This window comes from bacterium (assembly GCA_026416715.1).
GTDB lineage: Bacteria > UBP4 > UBA4092 > JAOAEQ01 > JAOAEQ01 > JAOAEQ01.
On record JAOAEQ010000003.1, the window covers coordinates 100,671 to 116,899 of the forward strand.

The 16,229-nt window shown below is 39.7% G+C and carries 13 protein-coding genes; 10 read left to right on the forward strand and 3 right to left on the reverse strand.

The window, feature by feature from the left end:
• The first annotated feature begins 74 nt into the window (after positions 1-74).
• The 4 genes from N3A72_02080 (at position 75) to N3A72_02095 (ending at position 4,312) form a co-directional block, all read left to right on the forward strand.
• A complete protein-coding gene (locus N3A72_02080) occupies positions 75-1,313 on the forward strand; it encodes a peptidase dimerization domain-containing protein (protein MCX7918397.1) in 1,239 nt (412 codons plus the stop codon).
• On the forward strand, positions 1,303-2,535 hold the full coding sequence (locus N3A72_02085; GenBank protein ID MCX7918398.1) for an acetate/propionate family kinase: 1,233 nt from the start codon (positions 1,303-1,305) through the stop codon (positions 2,533-2,535). The genes N3A72_02080 and N3A72_02085 overlap by 11 nt, the downstream gene beginning before the upstream one ends.
• Positions 2,519-3,598, forward strand: a complete 1,080-nt coding sequence (locus N3A72_02090; protein MCX7918399.1) for a hypothetical protein — start codon at positions 2,519-2,521, stop codon at positions 3,596-3,598. Before N3A72_02085 ends, N3A72_02090 begins: the two co-directional genes overlap by 17 nt.
• A 237-nt stretch (positions 3,599-3,835) precedes the next feature.
• The gene (locus N3A72_02095) at positions 3,836-4,312 is read left to right on the forward strand and encodes an NAD(P)H-dependent oxidoreductase (protein MCX7918400.1); all 477 of its coding nucleotides are present in this window, start codon (positions 3,836-3,838) and stop codon (positions 4,310-4,312) included.
• A 66-nt stretch (positions 4,313-4,378) separates the two neighbouring features.
• On the opposite strand, the gene N3A72_02100 is transcribed toward N3A72_02095, so the two are convergent.
• Genes N3A72_02100 through N3A72_02110 form a run of 3 tightly spaced genes read right to left on the reverse strand, consistent with a single transcriptional unit; the run spans position 4,379 to position 6,922 of the window.
• Positions 4,379-4,975, reverse strand: a complete 597-nt coding sequence (locus tag N3A72_02100) for a hypothetical protein (protein ID MCX7918401.1) — start codon at positions 4,973-4,975, stop codon at positions 4,379-4,381.
• A 42-nt stretch (positions 4,976-5,017) separates the two neighbouring features.
• A complete protein-coding gene (locus N3A72_02105) occupies positions 5,018-6,142 on the reverse strand; it encodes a zf-HC2 domain-containing protein (GenBank protein ID MCX7918402.1) in 1,125 nt (374 codons plus the stop codon).
• Between the two features lie 60 nt (positions 6,143-6,202).
• On the reverse strand, positions 6,203-6,922 hold the full coding sequence (locus N3A72_02110) for a sigma-70 family RNA polymerase sigma factor (GenBank protein MCX7918403.1): 720 nt from the start codon (positions 6,920-6,922) through the stop codon (positions 6,203-6,205).
• Between the two features lie 245 nt (positions 6,923-7,167).
• On the opposite strand from N3A72_02110, the gene N3A72_02115 reads away from it, so the two are divergent.
• From N3A72_02115 to N3A72_02140, 6 genes are all read left to right on the forward strand, one after another.
• Positions 7,168-7,575 (forward strand): hypothetical protein, encoded by a 408-nt coding sequence (locus tag N3A72_02115; protein ID MCX7918404.1) that lies wholly within the window; start codon positions 7,168-7,170, stop codon positions 7,573-7,575.
• 96 nt (positions 7,576-7,671) lie between these two features.
• Positions 7,672-9,681 (forward strand): alkaline phosphatase family protein, encoded by a 2,010-nt coding sequence (locus tag N3A72_02120; protein ID MCX7918405.1) that lies wholly within the window; start codon positions 7,672-7,674, stop codon positions 9,679-9,681.
• A 626-nt stretch (positions 9,682-10,307) separates the two neighbouring features.
• Positions 10,308-12,683, forward strand: coding sequence for a phosphoketolase family protein (locus N3A72_02125; GenBank protein ID MCX7918406.1), 2,376 nt, complete (start codon positions 10,308-10,310; stop codon positions 12,681-12,683).
• Positions 12,684-12,818: 135 nt separating this feature from the next.
• Positions 12,819-13,760, forward strand: coding sequence for an ABC transporter ATP-binding protein (locus tag N3A72_02130; GenBank protein MCX7918407.1), 942 nt, complete (start codon positions 12,819-12,821; stop codon positions 13,758-13,760).
• A gap of 29 nt (positions 13,761-13,789) precedes the next feature.
• A complete protein-coding gene (locus N3A72_02135) occupies positions 13,790-14,500 on the forward strand; it encodes an ABC transporter permease subunit (protein MCX7918408.1) in 711 nt (236 codons plus the stop codon).
• A 173-nt stretch (positions 14,501-14,673) separates the two neighbouring features.
• A complete protein-coding gene (locus N3A72_02140; protein MCX7918409.1) occupies positions 14,674-16,209 on the forward strand; it encodes a GldG family protein in 1,536 nt (511 codons plus the stop codon).
• Positions 16,210-16,229 lie beyond the last annotated feature (20 nt).

Below are 16,229 nucleotides of genomic sequence, written 5' to 3' on the forward strand. Positions count from 1 at the left end.
TTTATACGCTATGTTAATTATTACTTAATATAGTTAATTTATATAAAACTAACTAGTAATGGGAGGTAACAGGTATGTATAACATTCTAAAAACCAAACTAACCGGATTACAAAATCCCATGCAGGATTTTTCCGGTCGATTATCTGAGTTTAATCTTGATGAAAGGAACATGACTGAATTTATTACTTTGATCTCGCAAGAGATGAAAAAGTTAGACTTTGATGAAGTGGTTCAAGACCATGCCGGCAATATTATCGGTATCATTAATGGTTATGACGCTCAGGAAGATTTAATTCTGATATCCCATATGGATTTTTCTGTGTTCTCTGGATTACAATCGTTCAGGTCATACCAACCAGAACTGGATATGCTGACTTTTAAAGCCGGAATAATTTCATCGATATACGCCGGGGGATTAATGAAGCGGGTGTTAATGCCATTGAAGGGGAATCTAATCGTTTGCTGTGTTCCCCGAAGTGAAAGTTGCGGAATAGGTATCAAATATCTATTCGATAATTTCTTACGGGAACGACGCAAACATATTCAGGGAGTCATTCTTTGTGAGCCAACTGACTTTAATATCAATCTTGGTCATAAAGGAAAAATGGAGTATGAGATTGTGGTGAAAGGGAAAATTGGGAAAGATGAATTTTTCGAACAACGGGGAATAAATATGCTCGGGACTATGTTTCCGTTAATCAACGAATTAGAGAAATATTCACAAACGTTACCTCGCGATTTTACATTAGGTCCATCGAGTTTACGGATTAAAGATGTTAGCTATAGCGGTTACGGTAGTCCGTATCAGCCATTGGAAGATTTACGAGAATGTCGGGTGGTCGTTGATCGCACCTATGTTCCGGAAGAAAGAGAGGAAACGATTTTAAATAAAGCCAAATCGATTGCGAAAAGTGTTTATCGAGAAAAACCGGAAGTAATAGTTGACACTGCGGTGGCAACGCGCAGAGTTAAAACCCTAGCTGGAACAGAAGTTATTGCTGAAAAAGAATATAAACCATGGAGAATGGAAGAACATCATCCATTTGTTCTCTCTTCGTTAGGAGTACTGAGAGAAAACGGATTTAATGCTACACTTGGATACTGGAAAAAAATTATTACCGAAGGTTCATATACTTGTGGTGAATTACAGATACCAACTATTGGTTTTGGCGCTGGTTCGGAAGAGATGCTAACTGTCGGCAAACCTATGATATCGATCGATGATTTAGCTAAATCAGTATATGGACAAACCCTGATAATTCACCGGAATCTTGGTATGCCAACGTTTGGGTGGTGCGAAGATGAAATCTAATGCTACTCCAATTAACATTCTAGTACTGAACTGCGGAAGTTCATCGCTAAAATATAAAATTATTCGGATGCCGGAAGAACAGGAATTGGTTTCAGGTGAAGCGGAACGGGTTGGAATAAAAACACAAGATACCCCGATGATAACCCATTATGTTTTCGGCCAAAAACGGGTGGTTAAAACTGAAATTCCGAATCATACCGTAGCGTTCCGAAAAGCGTTATCACTGATTAAAGAAGACCATAAAACCCATAAATCGGTTACGTTCGATATCTTTGCCCATCGATATGTTCATCCGGGAACGTGGTTTTCAAAAACAACAAAAATCACTAATGCCAGACTCGAACGGTTGCGAGAAACATTGCAATTAGCGCCGTTACATAATCCGATATCATTTGCGTTGGTCGAACTTTGCACACAAGAGTATCCGGAAATTCCGCAATATGTGGTGTTCGATACCGCGTTTCATTCAACGATTCCAAAGGAATTGTATAGCTATGCGTTACCCATGAAACTGGTAAAAAAATATGGGCTAAGAAAAATAGGGTTCCATGGTATCTCACATCAGTATGTAAGTAGGGAAGCTTGCCGATATCTAAATCGAGATTATAGAACTCAACGGATTATTAGTTGTCATTTAGGTACGGGTGGTTCCAGTGTATGCGCGATAGATTGTGGGAAATCAATCAACAATTCGATGGGATTTACTCCGTTAGAAGGATTAATGATGAACACCCGTTCCGGGGATTTAGATTTAGGGTTGCTCTTTTATATTATGTTTAAAGAAAATATCTCGCCTGAAGATACCGAGACAATTTTAAATAAAAAAAGTGGAGTCCTTGGCATATTTAAGAATTCATCGGATTTACGCGATGTGATTAAAAGTATTAATAACGATTATAAAGCCAAAATGGCGTTTAATATGTACGTCCGCCGGGTAAAAAAATATATATGTTACTATATACTCTTATTAAGAAAAGCAGATATTATTTTGTTTACTGATTCAATCGGAGTTGGAGTCCCGTTGATTCGAGAAGAGATTTGCCAAGGATTGGATTTCTTTGGAATCAAGTTGGATAAATTCAAAAATGCAAATTATACTAATGGAATACAAGATATTTCAACCTTAGATTCAGAAACCCGAATTCTGGTACTACCGACCGATGAAGAAATTATGATTGCGCGAGAGGCATATAAGGAGTTTAACCATGATAATCGTTATTGAACCGACATTACGTGAAATTACATTTTGGGGTTTTACGAAAGGTAAAACTGGTAAGACCGAAAATACTTGTTTACTTAAAAAAACAGATGAGGTTCGTGATATTATCGGTTTAAAAACAGTAATAGATACTATATTAAACCAGGAGAAACTAGAAGCGATTGCATTCCATATTTATTTCGGTGCTGACCTATTCGATCAGGCAGTTTTTGTCGACCGAACTTTTTTCGATAAATTCCGATCGTTGGTTAAATTTTTCCCTTTTTATATTCCGTTCATTGAAGATTTACTCCGGTCGGTATATGAGAAATATACTACTGTTCCGATACTAGCATTTTTCGAGACAGCATTTTTTACTGATTTGCCAGAAGAAGAGAAATATTATGCGATTCCCTATGAGTATTTCCAGAACACTAATATCAAACGTTGGGGATACCACGGCATCTATCATAAGTTCAATGCTCAGATATCAAAATCAGACAACCGAATTATTTCAATCGTTTTTGATAAGCAGACTACCGTTTGTCCTATATACCAAAATCGACCATTAGCGATTAGTCTGGGATATACACCTTTGGAAGGGATAATGAGCCGAACCAGTTGCGGTGATATAGATCCAGGGATAGTGTTCTACCTTATGAAACAATATAACTATTCGATATTCCAAATCGATGAAATCCTAAAAAGAGATAGCGGGTTCTATGGACTTACGGGCTACGATTTGAGTATGGAAGAGTATTTCAAATTATATGGGAAAGATGAAAAACTTAAACTCGCGTTTGATATCTACGAAAACCAAATCTTAAAATATATCGGAGAAGGAATTTCGGTTCTCGGTGGAGTAGATATATTGGTTTTTTCTGGTGGTTTGATCAGATATGCACAATCACTCATATTGCATCTGCTCGAAAAGATAAGATTTTTAGGGATTAATCTCAAAGAATTACCGTGGAAGAATAAAACCAACATAATGTCTATCACTTCTCCAGATTCGAAAATTGGAGTATATCTCAATTTAGAGAATCTTGCACAAATTATCTATGATGAAGCAGTAAAATTACTTTAGTCTTTTGAGTGTCGTGAGAGTTCAATCCAATTCGCATCGCAATATCTTGTTCACGCTTTTGATTTTTTAACTATCTTGCCTTGAATTGAAATTAATATGAGTGTATAATAAGCTCAATTTGTTAGATAGCTAATTTTTATGATTTCGATTTCATATTCGAACCTAATTTTAAGTCATAGATAAAGTTGTTTTTCAGGCATGAATGATATAATAATATAACGATAAAGGAGGTAAAGTATGCCGAAGGTTTTGATTATTTACTATTCCCGCAGTGGAAATACTGAAAAGTTGGCGAAGTATATCGAAGATGGCATTAAATCTGAAGGAGTTGAGGTTATCTGTAAGAAAGTTCAGGATGTTAGTGTTAAAGAATTATTGGATTATGAGGGAATTGTAATCGGTTCACCGGTATACTATGGAACGATGGCAGCGGAAATTAAGAAACTCCTCGATGATAGTGTTCAGTTCCATGGAAAACTGGATGGGAAAGTCGGTGCCGCATTTTCTACTTCAGCGAATATCGCTGGCGGAAATGAAACAACGATACTTGATATTCTTGCGGCAATGCTGATTCACGGAATGATAATTCAAGGCGACCCGAAAGGAGACCATTACGGCTCTGTTGCTATCGGTAAACCCGATGACCGCGCGAAAGATAACGCTATTCGCCAAGGGAAACGAATCGCGAAATTGGTTAAAAGAATCAGCGGATAACCAATAAGTATTTTTTATCGATAATTTTAAGTAGAGTTAATTTGTAGTAAGCTAAGATTGTTTTTCTTATTTTTTAAGCTTCTTTCCGCAGTATGGACAATAGCACCAATCAGGGTCAGTAATCTTTTTCGCGCAGGATTTGCATTTTGTTACCATACTCGCTCCGCAATACGGGCAGAATTCCGGTTTCGCATACGCGCGAAATTGCTTGGTGCACATCGGACAAGTTTGCAGTATCGGCGTGGATATTTTTTCTTCTATTACTTTTTTCGCTTCACTAATCGCTGAAGGAACTATCTCACGCATCATTTCAGAAATATCGCTATCGCGCCAACCTTTTATCGAAATGAGATAAACATTCGCTTCTTTCTTCTGAATCGTTAACCCGGCAGCATCACAGACGGTCTGCAACGCAAGGTCTGCCGGAACATTTTTGAACGTTGCTGTTATCATTACATTCGGTACTTCCGGTGAAATAACCACGCTAAAATTTCCGGATTTCGCAATTTGCGTAATTGCCGTAGTGATAGGAATATTAGTTAATTCTAGCGAAATTTTCATTAGCTCCTTGCTTAATTTCTCCGCCGGTTGTTCAGCATAACTAATAGAGATAATGGAAAAAAAGAGAATTCCAATTACTAAGATAATTGGTTTTTTATCCATATATTCTATACCTCCTGTAGTCTTTGGGTTCTCTGTGCTGTATTATTTTTCATTAAATTCCATTTTTATCTGCAAATGCCGTGGTGATGAACTTTCGGCTTGTGGTATTTCCCGAATTTCAATGAACCGCTGAATCTGAAGGTCAGGCGAATGAGTTTGAATGGATAGTTCCATGGCTTCTTGTATCATTCTGGCTCTGATAGAGTCGAATGCAAGATGAGGTTGGGCAACAGGTGGTAATGCCGACGGAACTATTTGAATTACCGTTCGGTAGTCATAAGAAGCCACCTGTTCCATTCGTTGTGGAGTAAAAGATACTGAAGTCCCCCGTGCAAGTCCGATACTTTGAGAGAGAGTATCTCCAGTAGTTGCCGCTTGACTAATACCGAATTCTCCTCCTTTTACCTCAGGAGTAGATACAGACTTAGTTTTACCAATTGGATACGCTTCTTTAGCATATTTCGCTTCTCCTGCTATCTCCTTCGGCGAGAATGGAGCTATAGCTGTTGGCGTAGCGGCAAGTTCCCTGCTTGTTATGTTCCCGCCGACACTTTTCATCTTTGTTAATGTTTGATTCTTTTCAGCTTCTTCAGAAGAAATATCACCATGGGTAACTTTCGGCTCTCCGAACGCAGTAATATCTTGTTCTTGCATCGTTGGAGTTCCGTGCGTAGCAGGTTGTTCTGCTGGTTTCGGTTGCAGCCGATTTGCTTGAACACTTCTTTCTGGCTTATCCGCAGTAGGTTGCCTAGCTAGAACCATCGGTGGGTTAATTTCTTCTTTTGGTAATATCGTAGTCACAGGTTGATTGATTATGTTGATACATAGAATAATCGCAACAATTGATATCGTTGCCGATGCTATTGCAAGTTTTCCCCAGACCGGTTTCTGCCAGCGTAAACGAACCGCTGGTTCCGGTTTCTTTCCAGATTTTACTGCAGCAAGTTTCTGTTCAATTGCTTTCAATTGGTTCTGCCAATATAATGGTGGCCGTTCTTCTAGTTTTGGAAAACGTTCAATAATTCCATTCAGTTTCTTATACGATTCAAGTTCAGCGGAACAGACCGGACATCGGGCTAAATGCAATGTTAACCTATCCGATTTCCGACCGGATAATTCGTTATCCAGATATGCTACAATTAATTTTTGAACCTTTTTACATCGCATAATTTTCATGAGTGTTACATTATCAATTTTATCAGACTAATTACTCCAATTTAACATTTTTCATAAATATTTTTTTAGTTTCTTACGCAGTTCTCGTTTCGCATGATATAACCGAGACATCACCGTACCTATCGGGCATTGCATTATTTCCGCAATTTCTTTATATGATAATTCCTGTTGTTCGTGGAGAATAAATGCTATTCGATGTTCTACAGATAATGAATTCAATGCGGTCTGGATGAGAGCATTCAACTCTTGATTAACCAGTTCTTGTTTCGGGTTCATACTGTCGTCAGGTATAACATCAGCTAACTTCGATGGTTTCTCTGACTCCTCCGAGATATAAACCGGTGCATCGAGTGATTCTTCTCGACGTCGGTTCTGTTTTCGTATCTGGTTTCGGCATAAGTTCACGGTTATTCGGTATAACCAACCTGCAAACGTAGCGTTCGGTTGCGATTTGAATCGCTTGATGTGCCGAAATACCGCAACGAATGTTTCTTGGGTAATATCATCCGCTTCCGCATGGTTGCCTAAAACCCGATAGCAGAGTGAATATACCCATTTCTGATATTTAACCACCAATTCCTGAAACGCAATAGCATCCCCTTGTTGTAACCGGAGAACTAACGCTAAATCTGCATCAAGGTTAATATCTTCCAATACACGCGCAGAAGATGCGCCGGTTGATATCGATACAGCGCAGGTATCTGACATATCTTCGTCTGAGCCAATCGGTTGATTTACCTCTTTATTTTCAGGGTTGTCTTTGCCAATCATACTAACAACCGAACTCAATACTTTATTCAAAAATAAAAGTGATTTTTCCGCTCAACGATTACACCACAAATACAATTTATATTGATATAACCATTTTCGACTACTATTATGCCATACTGTAAGTTTATTGCTAAAGCATAGATGAATACGTTATACTGTATAGCTAAATAATAGTACAATTCATCAGATTTTTTATTGTATATACCTAAAACATGGCTAAATTGCTTACTTGGAAGAAGTTTTTGATGGCGTTGGTAATAAACCATATTGTCGTGACTCTGTTGGTTTTATTAGGAAATCGTATTTTCACCCCTCTTGCAGAAAGGAAATGCCAGCAGCAGATGGAGTATATCCAAGCCGGGATTAATGCCTATAATCAATCGCATCCGAATGATAAAAAGCTGCAGATGGAGTTCGGCTTTCCCGGGTTTATCGAGCAAACCTTGATACCGCAAGGATATATCAAACAACCGATAGTAGATATTCGCGAAACGCATAGTTATTATCTGGAACGGAACGGATTTGTCAACTGCCGAATCCATCAGCGGAACCCAGCGTCTATAACTATATTAGGCATCGTGATACTATCGGTTTTAGCTACTATTTTAGAGTTTGCTTTTTTAGGATATCAGATTCAATATAGAACAAATTAGCCACGGATTAGCACGGAGGCAAAAATTGGTTTTGATAAAAAAATAATGTGTAACTGTGGCTTAATTTTTTAGGAGATTAATTGTAGGAGATTAATAATGGATAGATATAGATGGTTGATTTGGCTAGTTAGTTTGGGTTTGATTATTAGCCTCGGGAGTTGTGGGAAAAATAAACAGACGAATTATAAATCGTTACCGCAGAAAGTTGTTGTGCTTGGTTTTGATGGGATGGATGCTGGTTTAACCGCAAAATGGATGAAAGAAGGGAAACTACCAAATTTTTCGAAGTTAGCCGAAGTAGGTACTTTTAGTCCGTTGCAGACGACGAATCCTGCGGAATCGCCAGTATCATGGGCGACGTTTATTACCGGCTGTAATCCGGGAAAACACGGAATATATGATTTTTTAAAACGGAACCCAGCGACCTATATGCCGGAATTAGCGCTAGATACGCTAATTTTTCCGAAGCGATTTATTCATATTGGCAAATGGCGATTCCCACTCGAGAGTCCCAAGGTGGTGAATAATCGTAAAGGGATACCATTATGGGAATATACAAGGCGAGAGAATATCCATACGGTCGTTTTGCATTGTCCGGATACATTTCCAGCGGAACCATGTTCTGGGGCGATGTTATCCGGATTAGGGGTACCTGATTTACGTGGGACAATGGGCACATTTAGTTTTTATTCCGATGCGGTAACTGATGCGGATACGGAGATGGGCGGGAAAATAATCAAGGTTGAGCTCAATAACGATACGATTGCAACGAAAGTTATCGGACCCCGAAATCGGTTTCTAAAAAAGCATCCCGGTGGGATTGATGTCACCTTACCGCTGCATATTACCATTGACCGGCACAGTAAACGGGTTACGCTCGAACTGCAAGGGCAAAAACAGACGATTGGACTTCGGCAATGGAGTGATTGGTTTACCGCAGAGTTTAAATTATTACCGTTTCGCAGTGTAAGCGGGATAGCGCGATTCTATCTGATATCTATCGAACCAGAGTTTAAGTTATATTTATCGCCATTTAATTTCAATCCGGAAAATCCTCCGTTTCAAATCAGTTATCCGGCTGATTTTGCGAAGAAACTTGCAAAACGATTTGGATTATATAAGACGTTAGGTTGGGCAGAAGATACTTGGGCGTTAAATGAAAATCGGATTGATGAAGATACCTTCCTTGAAGACCTTTATTACACGTTTGAACAGCGAAGTCGCTATGCTTTGGAATTATTAAAAGAACTGGATGCGAATGTATTTATTGCCGTTTTTGAAGGAACTGACCGAGTCCAGCATATGTTCTGGCGTTATATGGATCCGAAACATCCAATGTATACCAAAGAAGGTGCAGCGCAATATGGTGATACGATTCTGAAGTTCTATCAGAAGATGGATGAGTTTGTCGGTCAGGTGATGCAAGAGTTACCACCGAATACGACGTTGATTGTTCTATCAGACCATGGGTTTCATAGTTGGCGGTATACAGTGAATACGAACACGTGGTTAGTGCAGAACGGGTTTATGGCATTACGAGAAGATACGCAATTTCAGGAGAAGAATTTATCGCAGTTTTTCGGGCAGGGGACATTTTTCGAACATGTGGATTGGAGTCGGACGAAAGCGTATGCGCTGGGATTAAGCGAGATTTATATTAACCTGCTGGGTCGGGAAGGGCAGGGGATAGTCTTGCCTGGGGAAGAGTATGAGCAGGTGCGTAATGCGATTATTCAGAAGATGAAACAGTATCGAAATCCGCTCAATGGCGAACGGGTTTGGTATAATGTCTATAAACGGGAAGAGGTGTTCCACGGTGAGTATGCAGAAGAATCCGGTGATTTAGTGGTCGGATTTAATGATGGATACCGCACTTCATGGCAGACTTCACTTGGTGGAACACCAGAGAACATCATCGAAGTTAATAAACGGAAATGGAGCGCTGACCATTGTTCTTTCGACCCGCATATTACGCCGGGAATCCTGCTAATGAACCGAAAGTTAACTCGACCGAATCCGGCGATTCAGGATTTAGCACCGACTATCCTCCATCTTCTTGGTCTCGAAAAAGGACCGCAAATGGATGGAACGACGTTTATCCAATAGCTAAAATCAAACAATGATATTCTGATGTTCCACACGTCCACCTCGAATAATTTTAAATCAAATTTTCATTTCGCCATTCTTGCTGACAAAACTTCGACACTTCATTTCCTATCTTTCCTAGAAATACACTAAATTTGATATAGACAATTGATTTAGTTAAGGATATATATAAATTATTAGAACTAGGTTAAGGGAGAAGAGTGGGTATTGCTCGGAGCAATACCCACCCATCTCCGCTCGTGGTTCTGAGCTAGTCAATTCAGAGGGATGAATAGCCCCGAGCTTGAGTTTGAACGGAATAATATATAAAACATCTTGAGGTTTTAAGGGTTTTAACCCCCAAAATACCTGATTCCATATAGTGTGAAATTAAAGATAGAATGTCTCCAATTAGAAAATGTAGGTTTATCCCATTTAACGAACTGTTTTACTCTTGAAATATTCTGATGTATACTTGTAGTATGTAAAGTAAGAACGGGTTACCGAAGAAATGAAAAGCCAGTAGGATGGAGGTATCATTAATTTTTGTATTAAAGTATTAAGCATTTTTTCGAACATCATCTAACAAAAATTTTTCGAAAGGAGATGTTTTTGTGTCGAAAAGAAAAAGCAATAAACCAAATCACATGCGCACCAAAAATAGCAATGCTCCATTAACACCTGATGAACTTCGGAACCTTGATGCTTATTGGCGAGCAGCAAATTATCTATCCGTCGGGCAGATATATCTGTTGGATAATCCGCTGTTAAAAACTCCGCTAAAAAAAGAACATATCAAACCACGACTGTTAGGTCATTGGGGAACAACTCCCGGATTAAATTTTATTTATGTCCATTTAAATCGGGTAATTAAAAAATTCGGGTTAAATATGATTTATATCATCGGACCCGGTCATGGCGGACCCGGGTTAGTAGCGAATGCGTATCTTGAAGGGACGTATACCGAATTCTATCCGCATATTTCGCAGGATGTTGAAGGAATGAAAAGATTATTCAAACAGTTTTCTTTTCCGGGCGGGATACCGAGTCATGTCGCTCCGGAGACGCCCGGTTCGATCCATGAAGGTGGTGAACTCGGTTATGCGCTAGCGCATGCGTATGGTGCCGCGTTCGATAATCCGGATTTAATTGTTGCCTGTATCGTTGGAGATGGCGAAGCGGAAACCGGACCATTAGCTACGAGCTGGCATTCGAACAAGTTTTTAAATCCTGTAACTGACGGTGCGGTTCTGCCGATTCTGCATCTGAACGGATATAAAATCGCTAATCCAACCGTTTTGGCTCGTTTACCGCATGACGAACTTGAAAGCTTATTCATCGGGTATGGATATAAACCCTATTTTGTTGAAGGTGATGATCCCAAACACATGCATCAGCTTATGGCAAAAACGTTAGATACCATCATCAACGAACTCCATGCTATCCAGAAAAAAGCAAGAATAACTGGCAACCGTTTTCGTCCAATCTGGCCAATGATTATCCTGCGAACACCAAAAGGATGGACTGGGCCAAAAGCGGTTGATGGTAAACAAATTGAAGGAACGTGGCGGTCGCACCAAGTTCCGTTATCAAACATAGCGTCTAATCCCAAGAATATTAAACTATTAGAAAAATGGATGAAAAGTTATCAGCCGCAAAAACTGTTTGATACCACCGGAAAGCTTCGACCAGAATTAGCAAAGTTAGCGCCGATAGGTTCTCAACGAATGAGCGCAAACCCACATGCGAACGGCGGTCTTTTGCTCAAAGATTTGAAACTACCTGATTTTAAAAATTATGCGGTTGATGTTCCATCTCCCGGAACCGTAGTTGCGGAATCGACTCGAATTATGGGTAAATTTCTCCGTGATGTTATGAAATTGAACCAGGAGACGAAAAATTTCCGGATATTCGGTCCTGACGAAACAGCATCGAACCGATTAGATTCGGTATTTGAGGTGACTAACCGGACTTGGATGGCGCAACGGATTCCTGAAGATGATTATCTATCTCCTGATGGACGGGTTATGGAAGTATTGAGTGAACATTTATGTCAAGGATGGTTAGAAGGATATTTGCTAACCGGTCGACATGGATTTTTCTCCTGTTATGAAGCGTTCATCCATATCGTGGATTCAATGTTTAACCAGCATGCGAAATGGCTAAAAGTAACCCGGCATATTCCCTGGCGTAAACCGATTGCATCATTAAATTATCTCCTAACGTCGCATGTCTGGCGGCAAGACCATAACGGATTCTCGCATCAAGACCCCGGATTTATTGACCACGTGGTGAATAAAAAAGCGGAAATTATTCGGGTATATCTTCCACCGGATGCAAACACCTTGTTATCGGTTACTGACCACTGTTTACGAAGTCGGAATTATGTGAATGTTATCATTGCAGGGAAACAACCGGCGTTGCAATATCTGGATATGGACTCAGCGATTAAACATTGCACGGCAGGTATCAGTATCTGGGAGTGGGCGAGTAATGATAAAGGCGGAGAACCAGATGTGGTTATGGCATGTGCTGGAGATGTTCCGACATTAGAAACTCTCGCTGCGGTTGATATTTTACGGCAAAATTTCCCTGACCTAAAAATCCGGGTGATTAATGTTGTTGATTTGATGGCACTGCAGCCACCGAGCGAACATCCGCATGGATTGTCAGATAAAGATTTCGATGCGATGTTTACAATCAATAAACCGATTATTTTTGCATTTCATGGATATCCGTGGCTTATCCATCGGTTAACCTATCGGAGAACTAACCACCCCAACCTCCATGTCCGTGGTTATAAAGAAGAAGGAACTACAACTACGCCATTTGATATGACCGTTCTGAATCAGGTTGACCGATTCCATCTAGCGAATGATGTTATTGACCGGGTTCCGAAACTCGGTTCCGCTGCTGGATATGTTAAACAACTCATTCGCGATAAACTCATCTTGCATCGTCAATATATTACCCAAACCGGTGATGATTTACCGGAAATTCGTAACTGGAAATGGCCATATTGAACAAAATGCATCGACCGACTAGGTATCATCTTGCAAGTGGAGATAAATTTTCAGTATAATTTTTTACTCAAACTCTTATAATTTCTTAATAATGATTACTATGAGAACAACATCAAGGTAATCATTTTTTTATATATGATTGAGGTAAATAATCTTACCCGATATTATGGGAATTTAGCAGCGATTCGGGACGTGAGTTTTAAAGTGCAACCGGGAGAAATTCTTGGTTTTCTTGGACCGAATGCGGCGGGAAAAACGACTACGATGCGTATCATTACCGGATTCCTACCCGCAAATAGCGGGACGGTTCGAGTAGCAGGATTTGATATCGCGACGCAAAGTCTAGAAGCACGGAAACGTATCGGTTATCTTCCGGAAAACGCGCCGTTATATCCGGATATGACGGTTGCTGGATATTTATTATTCCATGCAAAAATTAAAGGGGTCGCAAAAAAAGACCGAGCTGACCGAGTTGAAGATGTGCTGAAAAGCTGTTATATAACCGATGTTCGGGATAAACTGATTGGCAAGTTATCGAAAGGATATCGCCAGCGGGTAGGACTAGCGCAAGCGATAATCCACAATCCGCCGGTATTGATTCTCGATGAACCGACCATAGGGCTAGACCCGATAGCTATTCGGGAAACGCGCGATCTAATTAAAAGTCTTGCTGGAAGGCATACCGTTATATTAAGCACACATATTCTTCCGGAAGTAAGTATGACCTGTTCCCGAGTGGTAATTATCAATAAAGGACAAGTTGTCGCAGAAGATACTCCGGAGAATTTAACCGCGCAACTTCGTGGTTTTCAACGATTTTTTATCGAAATTAAACAGTCAGCTAATGAACTGGTTGATATTTTAAAAAAGATACGCGGGGTTACTAACATTGTTCAAGAATCAGAACGGCAATTTGTAATTGAAAGTGAAATGAATACTGATATTCGTGATGAAGTTGCGTCAATAATCGTTAATCGCGGGTTAGGGTTACTTGAACTTCGGCCAATCCGAATGACTTTAGAAGATGTTTTTGTGCAATTAACGACAAAAGAAGAAACAGAAGCAACAAAAGATTGAAACGAACCGTAACGGGTGGATAACCGTATATGAGAAATGTATATTATATTGCGCAACGAGAAATAAAATCATATTTTAGTTCACCGATTGCTTATGTGTTAATAGCAGCGTTTTTATTAGTCAGCGGATTTTTCTATGTGGTTATTATTAATTTTACCAGAACCGCAGAGTTGGGTTTGTTGTTCCATAATATAGCGATTATGTTACTGCTGTTAAGTCCGGTGATAACCATGCGGTTGATTGCTGAAGAACGTCGAACCGGAACTATCGAATTGTTGTTAACTGCGCCGATAACTGAAACCGAAGCGGTGGTTGGAAAATACTTCGGAGCGGTATGCGTGTATCTACTTATGCTCATATTAACGTTGCATTTTCCGCTTTTCTTAATCGCGTTCGGCAATCCGGATAAAGGACCAATTATTTCTGGATATCTCGGGTTATTCCTCATGGGAAGTTCGTTTTTAGCTATTGGCATATTAGCTTCATCATTCGCTCGAAACCAGATAGTCGCTGCTGTTTTCGGTTTTAGTCTCCTATTACTTTTATGGCTATTTAGCGCTATCGCGCAACAATTCAGCGGTCCGGTTGGTTCAGTTATCCAGTATCTGTCAATTTACGAACATTTTAATAATTTTATCCGCGGAATTATTGATACTCAAGATATCATCTATTTTTTATCGTTTATCATTATCGCGCTATTTTTAGCAGTCAGAGTAATGCACAATAAAAAGTGGAAGTAACCAGGCAAGTAGTTACATAGTTGCATGGTTACATAGATACATCAGTTTGTATAAGGTAAAGGAATCGGTTTAGGTTGATGTAGCGGATCAATTCGATAATCCGCCTAAGGGCTTGTTCAATCAAGCTCCTACGTATAAGTTATAATTTTCGAACAATGGTAAACAGAAGAATTATGGTTAGAAAACTTATTCCTGGAATTGGTATTATCGGCATCATAGGACTTATCATTTGTCTTGGCATACTGTTGGTTATCCCGACTTTCCCTTTGTGGCTGAAAATTGCTACGGGAATCAGTACAATTTTAACCTTATTGTATGTTGGGTATTATTGGGATAACATCATGCGATGGCTAAAAAGTGCTCCATTTCTTACCGGCGCAAACACTACCGTATTTATTCTAGCTATCATCGTCATATTCGGCTTGATTAACTATCTCGGGGTTCGGCATCACAAACAATTTGATTTGACCAAAAGTAAAAAGTTTACGTTGTCTGAGCAGACGAAAAAAATCGTTCGTGGGATTAAACAGCCAGTGTTAATTACTGCATATTACCGGCAAATCCATCCCGAATATGATACGGTTAAAACGCTATTAAACCAATATACCGCATTAAATCCGAAAATTTCGGTGCAGTTTGTTGATATTCAGGTTAATCCCAGAAAAGCATTGCAAGACGGGGTTCGGTATGATGGAACCAGTATTCTGGAGTCCGAAGGTAGAAAAGAACGAATTACCGGAAATGAAGAACGGGATTTTACTGCAGCGCTCCTGAAACTAACCAAACTCGGGAAAAATAAAATTTACTTTATTTCCGGTCACGGAGAACATAGTCTTGATGCGTATAACGAAGATGGATATAGCCAACTAAAAGAAGCATTACTCAATGAAAATTATCTGGTGAATACGCTCTCACTTACCCAGATGACTACAATACCAGCCGATGCAGCAGTAATCGTTATCGGTGGTCCGAAAAAAGAATTATTAGCTAACGAGGTTCAATTATTATCCGCATATTTGAAATCAGGTGGGAAATCCTTAATTCTACTCGACCCAGCTCCTGAAGGTAGTTCACTAGCTCCGATTTTAGAAGAATGGCACATCAAAGCAAATAAGAATATCGTGGTAGATTTAGCAAGTTATGCATTTCCGAATATCGCCATTCCTGCGGTGAGAGAATATCCCTGGCATGAGATTACTCGGTCGTTAGAAGGATTGAGCACAATCTATCCTTTAGCAAGGTCAATCAGTATTGATACTGGATTACCGGACGGTTTAACAGTATATCCATTAGTAAAATCAAGCGATGAAAGCTGGGGCGTTACCGACCTAAATCGAGCGAAAATTGACCGAACAAAAGATAGTCCCGGACCGTTAAATCTCGCGGTTACGGTAACTAAAAAAGTAACTGAATTAACTGGAATTGATACGACTATAGCAGTTCCCGAGACACGATTAGTCGTATTCGGTGATTCCGATTTTGTCAGTAACGCATTTCTTGATAAAGTTGGCAATCGAGATATTTTCTTAAATTCACTTGCCTGGTTAGTTGAACAACCGGAATTAGTTGGTATCCGCGCGAAAGAACCGGAACAGCGGCAGATATTCCTTATTGGTTATCAATGGCGATTAGTCGCGTTCACCAGTCTTTTATTCTTACCCTTAATCGTCTTCTTTGCTGGGATAGTGGTTTGGTGGAAACGGAGATAAATAAGATGATTATCCACAGA

Excerpts from the sequence above, each read along its gene's own strand:
- N3A72_02080 (MCX7918397.1), top strand. The coding sequence starts at position 75 with ATGTATAACATTCTAAAAACCAAACTAACCGGATTACAAAATCCCATG.
- N3A72_02085 (MCX7918398.1), top strand. The coding sequence starts at position 1,303 with ATGAAATCTAATGCTACTCCAATTAACATTCTAGTACTGAACTGCGGA.
- N3A72_02090 (MCX7918399.1), top strand. The coding sequence starts at position 2,519 with ATGATAATCGTTATTGAACCGACATTACGTGAAATTACATTTTGGGGT.
- N3A72_02095 (MCX7918400.1), top strand. The coding sequence starts at position 3,836 with ATGCCGAAGGTTTTGATTATTTACTATTCCCGCAGTGGAAATACTGAA.
- N3A72_02100 (MCX7918401.1), bottom strand. The coding sequence starts at position 4,975 with ATGGATAAAAAACCAATTATCTTAGTAATTGGAATTCTCTTTTTTTCC.
- N3A72_02105 (MCX7918402.1), bottom strand. The coding sequence starts at position 6,142 with ATGCGATGTAAAAAGGTTCAAAAATTAATTGTAGCATATCTGGATAAC.
- N3A72_02110 (MCX7918403.1), bottom strand. The coding sequence starts at position 6,922 with ATGATTGGCAAAGACAACCCTGAAAATAAAGAGGTAAATCAACCGATT.
- N3A72_02115 (MCX7918404.1), top strand. The coding sequence starts at position 7,168 with ATGGCGTTGGTAATAAACCATATTGTCGTGACTCTGTTGGTTTTATTA.
- N3A72_02120 (MCX7918405.1), top strand. The coding sequence starts at position 7,672 with ATGGATAGATATAGATGGTTGATTTGGCTAGTTAGTTTGGGTTTGATT.
- N3A72_02125 (MCX7918406.1), top strand. The coding sequence starts at position 10,308 with ATGCGCACCAAAAATAGCAATGCTCCATTAACACCTGATGAACTTCGG.
- N3A72_02130 (MCX7918407.1), top strand. The coding sequence starts at position 12,819 with ATGATTGAGGTAAATAATCTTACCCGATATTATGGGAATTTAGCAGCG.
- N3A72_02135 (MCX7918408.1), top strand. The coding sequence starts at position 13,790 with ATGAGAAATGTATATTATATTGCGCAACGAGAAATAAAATCATATTTT.
- N3A72_02140 (MCX7918409.1), top strand. The coding sequence starts at position 14,674 with ATGGTTAGAAAACTTATTCCTGGAATTGGTATTATCGGCATCATAGGA.